The organism is Planctobacterium marinum (assembly GCF_036322805.1).
Lineage (GTDB): Bacteria > Pseudomonadota > Gammaproteobacteria > Enterobacterales > Alteromonadaceae > Planctobacterium > Planctobacterium marinum_A.
The window spans coordinates 1,187,568-1,200,584 of sequence record NZ_AP027272.1; the positions used below are offsets into that span (position 1 = coordinate 1,187,568).

Here is a 13,017-nt window from a genome sequence, read left to right on the forward strand (position 1 = left end):
AATAAAAATTTATTTTTATAGAAACAAGACCAAGTAATAGTGTACGAATTTGAACAGTTGGTGTACGTTTATGAACAGTTTGAAAGGAAAGCGAATCCACTGTGAACAACAGAATTTTAATTGTAGATGATGATGAAGATATTCTTGTAGCCAGCAAATTATTACTCAAAAGGCATTTTGATGAAGTGGTGATATGCAATCGACCTGAGCAGATCCCACAATTGATGGCACAAGCTCAACCCGCCTTTGATGTGATTTTATTGGATATGAATTTTGGTCCGGGTGAAAGCAGCTGCGAGCAAGGTTTTAGTTGGTTGCGGCAAATTCTGGAGATCGATCCTCAAGCCGTCGTTATCCTTATTACGGCCCACGGTGCCATCAACCTCGCTGTAGAAGCGATGAAGCAAGGGGCTACCGATTTTGTAGCCAAACCCTGGCAAAATGAAAAGTTATTAGCCACTGTTTCAGCGGCATGTCAGTTACGACAAACACGTATGGAAGCAACGCAACTCAAACAAACCAATAAAGCGTTGAGTGCCGCTATTGCGGGTAGCGAAGCGCACCCTATGTTAGGGCGTTCAAAAGCACTGGAGAAGGTTAAACAAATTGTATCAAAAGCGGCGGCCACTAACGCCAATATGCTGCTGTTAGGTGAAAATGGTACAGGTAAAGAAATGTTAGCTCGGACTATTCACGCCAATAGTCTGCGGGCAGACAATGTTTTTATGAGTATAGATTTAGGTGCAGTGCCGGAAAATCTGTTTGAAAGTGAGCTATTCGGGCATAAAAAAGGGGCTTTTACCGACGCCAGAGAAGATCGTGTCGGAAAAATACAGGCAGCCAACGGGGGGACCCTGTTTTTGGATGAAATCGGTAATTTACCATTGCATTTACAAACCCGACTGTTAACCGTATTGGAACAACGAAAAGTCGTACCGCTTGGCAGTAATGAACCTATAGGGGTGGATATTCGTCTGATTTCTGCCACTAACCTGAGCGTCGAGAAATTACAGGATGAGCAGTATTTTCGACAAGATTTGTTATTTCGACTCAATACAGTAGAGATAACCCTGCCACCTTTACGAGAACGCAAAGAAGATATCGAAGAAATTGCCCAGCACTACCTGGCGCTGTTCGTCCGGAAATATCAAAAAGCGGGCTTAAAATTATCACCTGAAAGTACAGCAACTTTGCTGGATTACCATTGGCCTGGCAATGTGCGAGAGTTAAAGCATGCCTTGGAAAGAGCCGTCATATTAAGCGATACAAAGCATCTGAATATTCAGGACTTTCAACTGCAAAAAACTTTGCCGGACAATCATAGCTCGACTATGCAGGAGCAGGATTTGAATCTTGAGCGCATGGAAAAACAGGTGATTCAGCAAGCTTTGCGCAAGCATAAATACAATATTTCTCATGCAGCCAAGGCACTGGGTTTAACCCGGGCCGCACTGTATCGTAGGATGGAAAAACATGATCTTTAAGCGCTATTCCAGTCAACTTTTTTTGCGGGTGCTACTGCTGGCAACCAGCCTGTATGCCTTTGCACATTTATTGCTGTTGCAAGGCTTTATAGTCACGCAGTGGGTACTGGGTGGCCTGATTTTGTTGCAGTTCTGGGGGATGCAGCAGCAGATTACCAGAACGAACCTGCAGATTGCGCGATTTTTACAGGCCTTGCGCTACCGTGATTTTTCGGCGCGATTCGATTTTGAGGGCTACGGTGACGGATTTGAGGAACTAGGCAGGGAGATTACAGAAACCATTCAACAGGAACAACAACGACGAGAGTTGCAGGAGCAAACCACTCAACGTTTGAAGTCAGTTATTGAACAGGTACCTGTGCCACTTTTGAGCATTCATTCCGATGGGCGTTTGACCTTATGGAATAATGCTGTCCGGCGGTTGTTTAACAGTAGCAGCCTCACTCGTATAGAGGATCTTGAGCGATTTGGCTCTGAATTTTTACAAGTGATGCAATCCATATCTGGTCCGCAGCGCCGTTTGGTTAAGTTTGTTGCTGATGGTATTGAGCATCAACTGAGTATCTCAGTGCGGGAGGTGATACACAGTGGCAACCGCGATAGAGTGATTTCGCTACAAGATATTGCCTCAGAGCTGGAAAAGACCCAAATAGATGCATGGCAAGATTTGGTTAAAGTACTGACCCATGAAATTATTAACAGCATTACGCCAATATCCAGCCTCGCCAGCACGGCAGATAGTATCCTGGCGGAGTTACCAAAAGACATGTCAGGGGATGATCTTGACGATGCCAGGCAGGCCATTTCCACGGTGGCTAAACGCTGCGAAGGATTGCAGAGTTTTGTCAATAGTTATCGCAGCATAACCCACTTACCTGCGCCGGTTAAAAAGCCGGTTAAGATTGTGCCGTTACTCACCCGAGTACAAAGCTTGTTTGCACAGCAGTGGCAGGAACAGCATATCTTGTTTAATCTGGAGGCGTCAGACCCAGAATTAGAAGTCAGCGCCGATCCGCAAATGTTAGAGCAGTTGTTTATCAATCTATTTCAAAATGCCGAACAGGCGAAACCGGGACAAGAAACGCCCTTGAACCTGACGGTGAGAGTTGCATTGAACAAACGCAGCAAGCTGGTGATCAGTGTTTGCGATGATGGTTCAGGTATTGCCCCGGAGATAAAAGATAAAATCTTTGTGCCTTTCTTTACTACCAAAAAATCTGGCTCTGGTGTCGGCCTGGCGCTTGCCCGACAAATCATGCTGGTGCACGGTGGTAACATTCGGCTGGAGGAGCCACGGGGGCAAGGTGCCGAATTCACACTGATTTTTCCTTGAATTAACGCTATAACCCTCTAAATTTAGTGAGGTCGGTGTAATTCATTACCCATTTTTGTATGCATCCGGTGCTGTTACCAGTTTCGGAGCCCATTGTCAGAGAGTTAAGCAGTGCCACAGAAACAGCCAAGGTCATCAACAATAAATAGCGGGATAGCCATTGTTATAGTCCTGGTATTATTACTGGCAGTTGTATTAGCTCGCCCCTTGCTGGTGACTTCGGGAGCCTCAGTTGGAAAACCGGAACACAACAGTCATCCTGCCGGTAATACGAGAGTTGTGGAGGGCATTGATGTGTCTCATGACCAAGGGGAGGTTAATTGGAGTCAGGTGGTTGGCAGTGGTATACAGTTTGTGTATCACAAGGCCACTGATGGCATCACCTGGCGAGATCCAATGTTCGATAAAAACTTGCAATCATTAAGCGCTTTAAAAGTTGATATTGGCGCTTATCACTTTTTTGAAGCTGAGGATGACCCGCAGAAACAAGCGCAAAATTTTTTAAACACCATTAAAGGCAAACCTTTGACCTTGGCCCCCATGGTGGATGTGGAAACCACTAAAAACCAAACAAGCGGCCAAATTAAGCAGCGTTTGAAAACCTGGTTAGAGGTGGTGCAGAAAGCCACCGGGTGCACACCCATCATTTATTCCTATAAGGATTTTTGGCAGGATAATATCGACCCACAATTTAATTACTATCCCTTTTGGCTGGCGGATTATAGTGCCACGATGGATGCTCCTGAAGGCGTCGAAAACCTGATCATTTGGCAATACAGTGAAACCGGTCAGGTACCGGGCATTAGAGGTAATGTGGACCGAGACCGATTGCTTAGCGGTGAGTCTGGAATGACTGCGCTACGTTGTACCCATGAGGGGCAAAAAGATGACTAATTCGCAACTCAGTAGCAAAAATGGTATCTCCGAGTGGTTTTATGCTAGGCGTTATTTGCTGCTGCTCAATGTTAGTTTATTGCTTCTGTGGGTTTGCTATTCGCAGGGCTGGTTGTCGGGTGTTGCCACCTTGTTTCAACAAGGGGCGTTGGTACAGGCCAACTCAGAATATCTTGCGGGGTTAGAGTCCCATTTGTTGGCTGATTATATGGGGCTATTGGGGTTAAGTGCCGTTGTCGATGTGGCTGCCAGCAGTCAGTTTGGCCTTTCGTTTATCTTCGAGATGAACGTTCAGGTGGGAGAGTTACTTAATAACCTCGCTGATATTCTTGAAAGAGGCAAAAGTTATTTATTAATGGCTATGGCTGCGATTGGCGCGTTGGAAGCGGTAGCCTTAATGAGTGAATACCTGGCTCCTTTATTATTCGAGTTGTTATTGGCTACTGTATTTTTCTGGAGTCTGGTCAGTTTACTGTTCCAAAGTGCAGTGCACTCTGTGATCATGGGGCAACTGGTGAAACTCATCGCGGTTTTGTTTTTGATAAGTCATCTTGCAATTCCCTATAGTATTCACCTGAGTTCAGGCGCCACTCAAGTGGTTAATAAGCTATTGGGTATGCAATCCAGCCATCAATACTTCTCGCATGTTGCTGAGGAATTGAGTGGGCAATCTTCTGTAACAGCACAGGCTGATTTAAAAGATAAAGGTAAGTCGGGGGTCCACTTTTTACACAAGGCAGCTGCCGCCAAGCTAAATCAAAAGGTGCAAAGAAGTTCGCACATCGTGATGCGTTCTGCTGCTCATCTGCTGTTAACACTGGTGGTGATCCCGGGGGTGTTATTGTTATTTAATATTATTTTATTGCGCTATGTCATTGCCAGCATTGGCAGAAAATATGCTTTGTTAAAAAACTCGCTGCGTCAAACCACAACACCAAACACATAAAAACAGCTCGCGAAGTGCAAGTCTGGATGTATCGACTATGCTATGGAAACAGATGAACTTTTGCCCATAGCCTTATGCATAATGAGCCTTCTTTCAATGTTACCTTTAACAGGGTGCATAAAAAACAGGACGTGCCTGGCTTCCCCACTAATATGGATGAGGGAGCGCTCAGAACTTTTTTAGAAATCACGGTTGAGAACAGTAACGACGGTATCTTTTGGCTTACCAGTGATGCTCAAATTGCCTACTTAAATACCTCCGCTTGTCAGCGACTTGATTATTCACCAGACGAATTAATGGGAAAGTTTGTGTGGGATCTCGACCCATTATTTCCCAAACAGGTTTGGCCGGAGTTTTGGCGAGAGTTTGTCGCTGCCGGCCATATTCAGTTCGAGTCTAAGCACGAGACCAAGTGGGGCAAAATCATCCCGGTTTTTATCAGGGCTATTTTAGTTCGCATCGGTGATGAGGATATGCAAGTGGCTTTTGTGCAGGATTTATCAGAGCAAAAAGCACAGCAAGCTCAGCTTCGTACCTATAAAAAAGATCTGCAACAGTTACAAAAATTTACCGCTGAGCCGGACCCAAAGGAAGAAAATCTCTGGCTCAAGAATATGGCGGAACGCCTCAATAAATTAGAAGTGGCTGCCAATATCGGGACTTGGGAAGTGGATCTCACTTCAAATAAACTGACCTGGAGTGAGCAAACCCGACGCATTCACGAAGTGGATACTGATTATCATCCTAATGTGGAAGAAGCGATAAACTTTTATAAAGCAGGGAAAGACCGGGTAACAATAACGAAGCTGTTCAACAATGCCGTAAATGCCTGTGTGCCTTGGGATGTTGAGTTGACCATTGTCACTCAAATGGGCAGAGAGCGTATTGTTCGAGTTATCGGCAATGCTGAAGCCGATGACGGGCAGTGTGTTAGGGTTTTTGGGGTGTTTCAGGATATCACTGACAAATACGGCTTACGTCAGGAGTTGCTCGCCAGCCAAAAAAGTATGCAAGATATCATGGATCACTCTCCGGCGGTGGTGTACGTCAAAGACATTGAAGGCCGATACCTGTTTGTAAACAAAAAATACGAACAGGTATTGAGCATCCCGCGAAACAAAGTTCTAGGTAACAAAGATACCGACTTTTTACCGCCTTCAGTGGCACAAGAGGTGATGGCTAATGATAGACGAGTCATTATTTCCGGTGAGCACCATGAAATCGAGGAGGAGATCCCTCAGGAAGAAGGTGTTCGGCTTTATATCTCGGAAAAATTTCCACTATTTAACAGCGATGGTGAAATTTATGCTATGTGCGGTATTTCAACGGATATTACTGAGCGAAGACAACAAGAAGAACAGCTGCGTCGCACTCAGAAAATGGATGCTCTTGGCAAGCTAACTGGCGGAGTTGCTCATGATTTTAATAACCTGTTGGGGATTATTGTTGGCTATGCCAATTTGATTGAACGCAGCTCTGCAGCCTTGGATGGAGCAATATTTAATCAAGCTCAACACATTACCAAAGCCTGTACTCGAGGTGAAAAGCTCACGCGGCGATTATTGGCTTTTTCCAGTAAACAAAGTTTGCAAAAACAAGTTGTGAATCTCAATGATGTGATCCAAAACAATGTCGATATGCTGCAGAAGATAATGACGGTCAGTATTGAATTGCAGCTGGAGTTAAGCCCTGATTTGTGGTGGTGTGAAATTGATGTTTCCGACTTTGAAGATGCATTGATTAACATGGTGCTCAATGCGATTCATGCTTTGGAGCACAAGGGAACGTTAACCATCAGCACGCAAAACAAAATCTTTCAACCCGCTAAGAAAAAGCAGCGTAGTGATACTCAATTTGTGCAGTTGGCTATTGAGGATAATGGTTGTGGTATGAGCCCAGACACTCAGGAACAATTGTTCGAACCTTTCTTTACCACTAAGGCGGAGAAGGGTACTGGTCTGGGGTTAAGCCAGGTGTATGGTTTTACCCAGAGAAGCAAAGGCTTTGTTGAAGTGCACTCTAATCTCGGACAAGGCACCCGTTTTGAACTGTATTTTCCATCCAAACCTGCGCCTGATGGAAGAACCGAAAACGCGCAAAGCCAAGAGCGGAGTCTGTTACAAGGTTCGGAGTCGATTCTGGTTGTGGATGATGAACGAGAGTTAGTGGAAATTGCTCGGCTGATGCTCAGTGCTTATGGCTATTCGGTTTCCGGTTGTTACAGTGGTGCTGAAGCCATCCAAAAAATGCAAAAGCAACCTTTTGACCTGGTGATTTCCGATGTGATTATGCCACACATGGATGGTTGGGAGTTGAGCCGCACGCTTATGGAGGACTTCCCCAATACAAAAATCTTGTTAGTGAGTGGTTATATTGGTGACCGCTGTGCCGATACACATCCCCATATTGAAGAAGAGCAAGTATTAACTAAGCCTTTTAGTAGCGAAACGCTGTTAAAGCGAGTAAAGGCGTTGTTAAACACCTAAAGCGGCCTTTAAACATATTAATACTAATTGGTATTTAAAGGCCGCCACTATTCTTATCGAATTACATGCCACTGGGTTTGTCGGCCCGCAAGATACCAGACTGTTTTACCGTCAAACAGGGCGCTTTGCTCCAATTTGATTTGAATCCATTGATTATCCCACTCAGGCAGTTGGGTTTTAATATTACCTTCGATGGCGTAACCTGTATTGGGATAAAGTTTCCAGTCACCTTGGACAGGAGTTTCGCCTTGGTTGTCCCACATACCTATTGTGGGGCCAGAAGCGTGACCCACAAATCCAAGCGGATGAGTATAGGTACTGCTGATAATGCCTTTTTCGCTGCTGCGTCGTTGAGTATCTGCCAGGATTTGATTACCTGTTCTGCCCGTCACGAAGGCGTCGGTGAGAATATCCTGCCATTGATTTCCAATGTTCATGGCATCCTTGAGACCCTGCGGCACATCAAACTCACCCATCTTCAATACGTATGCCATTTCTTGTGTATCTGTGCAAAGTTGCAGATAACAGATCCCTACATCGGTATGTAGTACATCCCCCGGCAATACGGTGCGCGGTGACTTGCCCATAAATACATCTTGTTTTGAGGTTTCATCACCGCGACGCTGGATATTAACGTAAGGCTGGAACCAAGGACGTACCTGCAATTCCTCGAATCGCTCTCGCAGATACCAAGCAATATCGTCGGTAGTGGTAACGCCGGGAGTAACAATCTTGTTGGAGAAGGCTTCGGCAATAACACTTCTGGCGATAGCCACGACTTGCGGATACACCTGTTTTTCTCTCTCACTGCGGGTTTCCAGCCATCTCAGTACCAGATTTTCAGCACTCACCAGACGTTGGCGGTATGCTTCCGGAAGGGCGGCGTTAAGCTTCTTATGCAATCCAACACTTAACCCATCCGCCAGCGCCCAGTTTTCGCTAATATTGATGCCGATGCGCTGTGGATCTCGTTCGGCAATGATTTCTGCCAGTCGTTGCCACTGCTGCTCTTTGCTACCGCCTTGCCACACTGTCGGGTAAAGTTCACCAATGGGATAACGGCTGACACTGAAGCGTTCAAGTGAGCCATCGTCTTTGCGATTGAATACTAAAATAGTAGTGCGTCTGGCAGCGAAGGTGGGTTGTGGCACAAGCGTATAGAACAGTCGATCTTCACCGTACTCACGGTTGATAACTAACCACATGTCCAGGTCAGACTCAGCCATTAACTGTGGTAATAAGTTATTGAGACGATCACTGACCATCTCATTAATGGGGGCAACTCTTTCTTTGAAGGAGAGTACGCTCGGCATACCGTTAAGTTGACGCCCCTGGTCATTAGAATACGCAGAGAAAGACAGAATACTCAAAATGAGAAACAGATAACGTGTCATGGCTTGTTCCTTGTTAATAATTGTTAGAAATGGATATCACCAAGTTTCGCCTTGAGCGTACTTTTCATCCAAAAGTTTGTCAAAGCTGGTTTCCGGGGAACTACTTTGTTTACGTGCAGCATCGATAGTTTGGTTTAAACGCAGTACCAAGCCCTCGATAATTTTATCTTTGATACATTCGCGAATGTGGCTATTCAGCGATTTAAAATGAAAGGAGGTAATCTTCATTGCGACGACATTGTCTGAAGCAGCTGTGACTGTTGCGACACGTGGATCGCCTACAATAAAGCCGACTTCACCCAAAAAGTTGGGAGGCGCCACGGTGGCAATAATTTCTTCATTACGCCAGACTGACACCTCGCCATGCATCAGAATATAAAAAGAGTCATCCCGTTCACCTGCTTCCATGATCATTTCGCCTTGGCTGTAGCTTACGTAGCTTTTGGGCATGGCCAAGATCATATCAATTTCAGACTCACTGAGTTTTTTGAACAGTGGTATTTTCTTAAGAATCCCTGCTAGCTTTGCTTTTTCCACGACATCAACCTTTAATATGTTCTTAGTATTAGTAGCGTAAGGGCGTTAAATAGCAAGTTATGGAAGCTTGAGGTGTCGACCACCATCTAACGGCAATACCCGACCCGTGACGTAATTAGTCTGCAGTAGATACAGCACCGTATCGGTAAAGCACTGCTCACCAGGCTCCACACCCAGCAACGATTTCTGTAGTGCTTTTTTGCGGTATTCAGCATCATCCCAATCATTAAATGTAATGAGTGCAGGTGCTATGGCATTTACCTTTATTCGTGGCGCAAGCCCCCTGGCAAATGACATCGTCAGATTTTCGATTGCTGCTTTGGAAGCTGCATATGCCATGTGTTTAAAGCTTCCGATAGTGGCTACCTGGTCACTGATGTGCAGTATGTCTCCGTTGTCTTCCAGCATCTTAGCAAGTGCTTTGTTTATCAGTAGCGGTGCTTTGACGTGTACCTGCATCATGGCATCTAATACCGCTGCTCCCTCATCTGTGTCATAAGGCTTGGGATCCCGTGACCAGGTTGAGGCATTGTGGATAATAGCACGCAAAACACTGAAGCGTTGCTGCACTTCATTTATAAAGGTTTTAATACCTGAATCAGTGGAAAAGTCTGCTGCCACGCAAGTAATGCCTTGTTCTTCTAATTCGGACAGAAGCGGGCGGTCTTTGCGATAGGTAATGACTACTTTGTAGCCGCGCTTGTTTAACTCTAAAGCGGTTGCCAGACCTAACCGCTGCCCACCACCTGTGATAATTACGGGATTGTTAGAAATCATATTGTAATAGGGTTTGTTTTCTATTTGTTTTTTCGTGCTCAAGGATACCCTAAAATGCGCTGAATAACTGCTTCAGGGTTTGCGCTTGTCTCCGGCTGAGTTCTATGTGTTGTCCCGAAATAAGAATCGCGACAAACGAACCCGTTTTTATACCCGATTCAATACGTTCTATCGCGTCTACCCGGATCAGTTCGGAGCGGCTGGCTTTGAAAAATACTCTGGGATCAAGACGGGATTCCACTTTTGATAGCGAACTGTGTACCCATGATTTACCTGATGGTGAATAGACAGCACAGTGATTACCAACGCTCTCGAAGCGTTCAATTTCGGCAAGTTTGACGATTCGGTTTACATCCCCGAATTTGAGTAATAAACCGTGCTGATCCGGTAAATAGTTTTCGGTAGTTATCCCCCCAGACTCATTTGAAGTTGTGCTGGTATCCTGCTGTAATTTTTGAATACATTGGGATAGACGCTGCGGGTTAATGGGCTTAACCAGGTAATCCACTGCATTCAAAGTAAAGGCATCCACTGCATATTGATCAAATGCAGTGCAAAATACGAATTGGATATCAGTGTCGATTCGCTCTGCCAGTTCAACTCCAGTCATGCCCGGCATTTGCACATCCAGAAACACCAAGTCGATATCTGAGCTGGCCAGTTTTTCCAAAGCAGCATCTGCATTTGCAGCTTCAGCTACAACCTTAATAGTATCCTGGTATTCCGCTAGCAAACGTTTCAACTCAGCTCGGGCCAGGCGCTCGTCGTCTACAATGAGTGCTTTAAACATAGGGCAAATCCAGGGTTACGGTGAAGTTGTCAGCGGATTTGGTGATCTGCAATTGCGCTTTATCTGCAAACATCAATTGCAACCGTTGGCGGGTGTTTTTCAGACCGGTTTTGGTGCCGGGCATTTGCTGTTCCCGAGCAACGCTATTACTCATAACTAATTGCCAGCGATCCGGTGCAGTTTTTTGCGTTTTCAGACTTAATAATCCTTCGTTAACCACCGGGGCAATGCCGTGTTTGATGGCATTTTCTGCCAAAGTCAGTAGCAGTAACGTGGGGAGTTTCTGCTCCAGGGTATCCGGTTCGATATCGATATTCAGTTGTAACCTTTCTTCCAAACGTACTTTTTCGATATCCAGGTATTGTTTTGCGATACGCCATTCTTCTTCCACAGTGGTGGAAGGTTTTAAATGCGCCTGTAAGTGGGTGCGAAACAGTTCACTCAGTTGGGTAACCAGTTCCGCGGCTTTGGTTTTGTCTTCAAAGATCATGGCCCGGATACTATTTAGAGTATTAAACAGAAAGTGCGGATTTAATTGATTGGTTAACTGCTGTATGCGCGCTTCCTGTACTTGCTTTTGCAGCTCTCGTTTACTTTTCGTCGCGTGCCAGAAAATATAGAGTAGCGACCAGAGTAAGTAGAGTATTAACTGGTTCAGTAGAGCAATCACCCAGATTTGAGGGGTGTTAAAATCAACTACATGTTCTTTCTCGTTGATCACTATGGTCATTGAGTCGGTTTCCAGATCGCCAAAGTAACTGGATGCGTCAAAATGGTAAATGAAGAGCACGTGCAAGGCAGATATACCGGCCAATAATGCCAGTAATCTCAAACCGCGTTTCAGGTTGACACTGTACTGGATAAATTGGGTTTTTAAATAGCCTCTTAGCACGTAGTGGCAAAAAACTAAAAAAAGCAAACCTTCAGTCAGGCCGCGTGCGACGTAGCCGGCCAATCCACCCAAGGATTCATCTAGTCCTAACACCAATATGTTGGACAATATGTTGAAAGTAGTGACAGCGAAAACCAACAGCTGAGCAATCGCATAGGGGGTAGAGTAGTTCCTGCTCAGTCGCCAGTAGTAGGTAACAAAACGTTTGAATTTAGGTCCGCTGATCATTGTCTCTTGATTCTTGTTATTCGTATCTTAGCGCATCGATAGGGTTGAGCTTGGCGGCTTTCATTGCTGGCGCCAGGCCAAACAATACCCCAATTGCCGTGGTGAATCCAAGAGAAAGTAAGATGGCCCATGCCGGGACCAAGGTATCTGACAACCCTGGGATCATCATGGCCAGCATGGCAGCAACACCATAGCCCAATACAAGTCCAAGAATGCCGCCGAACAGCGATAATACCAAGGCTTCGATAAGAAATTGAGTCATGATGAAGCCCGGTGTTGCGCCCAATGCTTTCTGGGTTCCTATTTCCCGAGTACGCTCGGTTACCGACACCAGCATGATATTCATCACGCCAATGCCACCCACCAGTAAACTGATACCTACGACACCGCCTGCCACTAAAGTGACAGAGGTGGTAATGGCGTTAAACTGAGATTTTGTGCGCTCTGCACTGACAAATTCAAAATCGTCCTGGTCACTTTCGGTGAGGTTGTGGCGTTTGCGTAAAATCTGGCTTATTTGCTGCCTAATGCTGTCTTCATCGGCATCTGGCTTGGGGCGATACATAATGTCCACATTGCGGGTTACCTGTTCGCCACTCAAGGATTTCAGGGTTCCGAATGGCGCGATGATGTAGTTGTCCTGGTCAAAACCAAACAAGGTACCTTGCTTCTCTGCAATACCGATAATACGGAACCATTCGCCATTGAGGCTAATAAACTCACCCACAGGATTACCTTCTATATTAAGTTCTTTGACAATGGTTGCTCCGACAAAGGCCACCCTGCGACGACGCAAGTCGTCACTTTCAGATAGAAATCGTCCGGCTTCTGGAAAGATTCTGATTACCCGTTGATAAGCGCTGTCGGTGCCTATGATCTGGGTTTGGGTAACATTGCGGCCATAATGCACATTGGCACCGAAACTAAAAGCTTTCATGGAAACACTGATATCTTCCAGGCCATCTACTTTGCCTTTTAAGGATTCAAAGTCGTGGTAGCTCAAGGTGTTTTCAAAACCCAGTAACATATCTTCCCTGTTGGTGTGGGCGGTTATTGTAACTACATCACTGCCCAAATCATCGAGCTGTTTGGTGATGGAGTGGGTGAGTCCTTGCATTATTGCCACTACGGCTATGACCGCCGCGACACCGATAATAATGCCTAAGGTAGTAAGTGTACTGCGCATAGCATGAGCACGAATGGCGTGAAACGCGGCCATACTGCCTTCGTAAACAGCCAGAAGGTTTTTATACATA

Annotated in this window: 11 protein-coding genes; 5 read left to right on the forward strand and 6 right to left on the reverse strand. The window is 45.5% G+C overall.

What is annotated here, in order from left to right; all coding sequences use genetic code 11:
• Nucleotides 1–101: 101 nt before the first annotated feature.
• The 5 genes from AABA75_RS05235 to AABA75_RS05255 all read left to right on the forward strand — a co-directional run bounded on the left by AABA75_RS05235 (nt 102) and on the right by AABA75_RS05255 (nt 7,143).
• Nucleotides 102–1,484, forward strand: a complete 1,383-nt coding sequence (locus AABA75_RS05235; protein WP_338291486.1) for a sigma-54-dependent transcriptional regulator — start codon at nt 102–104, stop codon at nt 1,482–1,484.
• On the forward strand, nt 1,474–2,817 hold the full coding sequence (locus tag AABA75_RS05240; protein ID WP_338291487.1) for a sensor histidine kinase: 1,344 nt from the start codon (nt 1,474–1,476) through the stop codon (nt 2,815–2,817). The genes AABA75_RS05235 and AABA75_RS05240 overlap by 11 nt, the downstream gene beginning before the upstream one ends.
• Before the next feature lie 111 nt (nt 2,818–2,928).
• Complete coding sequence (locus tag AABA75_RS05245) at nt 2,929–3,711, forward strand: glycoside hydrolase family 25 protein (protein ID WP_338291488.1); 783 nt, start codon at nt 2,929–2,931, stop codon at nt 3,709–3,711.
• A complete protein-coding gene (locus tag AABA75_RS05250; RefSeq protein WP_338291489.1) occupies nt 3,704–4,657 on the forward strand; it encodes a hypothetical protein in 954 nt (317 codons plus the stop codon). Before AABA75_RS05245 ends, AABA75_RS05250 begins: the two co-directional genes overlap by 8 nt.
• A gap of 74 nt (nt 4,658–4,731) precedes the next feature.
• Nucleotides 4,732–7,143: a PAS domain-containing hybrid sensor histidine kinase/response regulator gene (locus tag AABA75_RS05255; protein ID WP_338291490.1), complete on the forward strand. Its 2,412-nt coding sequence runs from the start codon at nt 4,732–4,734 to the stop codon at nt 7,141–7,143.
• 53 nt (nt 7,144–7,196) lie between these two features.
• Here the strand turns inward: AABA75_RS05255 and AABA75_RS05260 are convergent, their stop codons facing one another.
• From AABA75_RS05260 to AABA75_RS05285, 6 genes are read right to left on the reverse strand one after another with little or no spacing between them, the layout of a single operon-like run.
• Nucleotides 7,197–8,537, reverse strand: coding sequence for a Xaa-Pro aminopeptidase (locus AABA75_RS05260; RefSeq protein ID WP_338291491.1), 1,341 nt, complete (start codon nt 8,535–8,537; stop codon nt 7,197–7,199).
• A 36-nt stretch (nt 8,538–8,573) separates the two neighbouring features.
• On the reverse strand, nt 8,574–9,074 hold the full coding sequence (locus AABA75_RS05265; protein ID WP_338291492.1) for a cyclic nucleotide-binding domain-containing protein: 501 nt from the start codon (nt 9,072–9,074) through the stop codon (nt 8,574–8,576).
• A gap of 57 nt (nt 9,075–9,131) precedes the next feature.
• Nucleotides 9,132–9,851 (reverse strand): dihydromonapterin reductase, encoded by a 720-nt coding sequence (gene folM / locus AABA75_RS05270; protein WP_338294808.1) that lies wholly within the window; start codon nt 9,849–9,851, stop codon nt 9,132–9,134.
• A 49-nt stretch (nt 9,852–9,900) separates the two neighbouring features.
• Nucleotides 9,901–10,641: a LytR/AlgR family response regulator transcription factor gene (locus AABA75_RS05275; RefSeq protein WP_338291493.1), complete on the reverse strand. Its 741-nt coding sequence runs from the start codon at nt 10,639–10,641 to the stop codon at nt 9,901–9,903.
• Complete coding sequence (locus AABA75_RS05280) at nt 10,634–11,761, reverse strand: sensor histidine kinase (RefSeq protein WP_338291494.1); 1,128 nt, start codon at nt 11,759–11,761, stop codon at nt 10,634–10,636. Before AABA75_RS05280 ends, AABA75_RS05275 begins: the two co-directional genes overlap by 8 nt.
• Before the next feature lie 16 nt (nt 11,762–11,777).
• Nucleotides 11,778–13,016, reverse strand: coding sequence for an ABC transporter permease (locus tag AABA75_RS05285; RefSeq protein WP_338291495.1), 1,239 nt, complete (start codon nt 13,014–13,016; stop codon nt 11,778–11,780).
• Between the last annotated feature and the right edge of the window lies 1 nt (nt 13,017).

What these genes read in the sequence shown, in the direction of transcription:
- AABA75_RS05240 (WP_338291487.1), top strand. Translation starts at nt 1,474, where the DNA reads ATGATCTTTAAGCGCTATTCCAGTCAACTTTTTTTGCGGGTGCTACTG.
- AABA75_RS05250 (WP_338291489.1), top strand. Translation starts at nt 3,704, where the DNA reads ATGACTAATTCGCAACTCAGTAGCAAAAATGGTATCTCCGAGTGGTTT.
- AABA75_RS05255 (WP_338291490.1), top strand. Translation starts at nt 4,732, where the DNA reads ATGCATAATGAGCCTTCTTTCAATGTTACCTTTAACAGGGTGCATAAA.
- AABA75_RS05260 (WP_338291491.1), bottom strand. Translation starts at nt 8,537, where the DNA reads ATGACACGTTATCTGTTTCTCATTTTGAGTATTCTGTCTTTCTCTGCG.
- folM (WP_338294808.1), bottom strand. Translation starts at nt 9,851, where the DNA reads ATGATTTCTAACAATCCCGTAATTATCACAGGTGGTGGGCAGCGGTTA.
- AABA75_RS05275 (WP_338291493.1), bottom strand. Translation starts at nt 10,641, where the DNA reads ATGTTTAAAGCACTCATTGTAGACGACGAGCGCCTGGCCCGAGCTGAG.
- AABA75_RS05280 (WP_338291494.1), bottom strand. Translation starts at nt 11,761, where the DNA reads ATGATCAGCGGACCTAAATTCAAACGTTTTGTTACCTACTACTGGCGA.
- AABA75_RS05285 (WP_338291495.1), bottom strand. Translation starts at nt 13,016, where the DNA reads ATGTATAAAAACCTTCTGGCTGTTTACGAAGGCAGTATGGCCGCGTTT.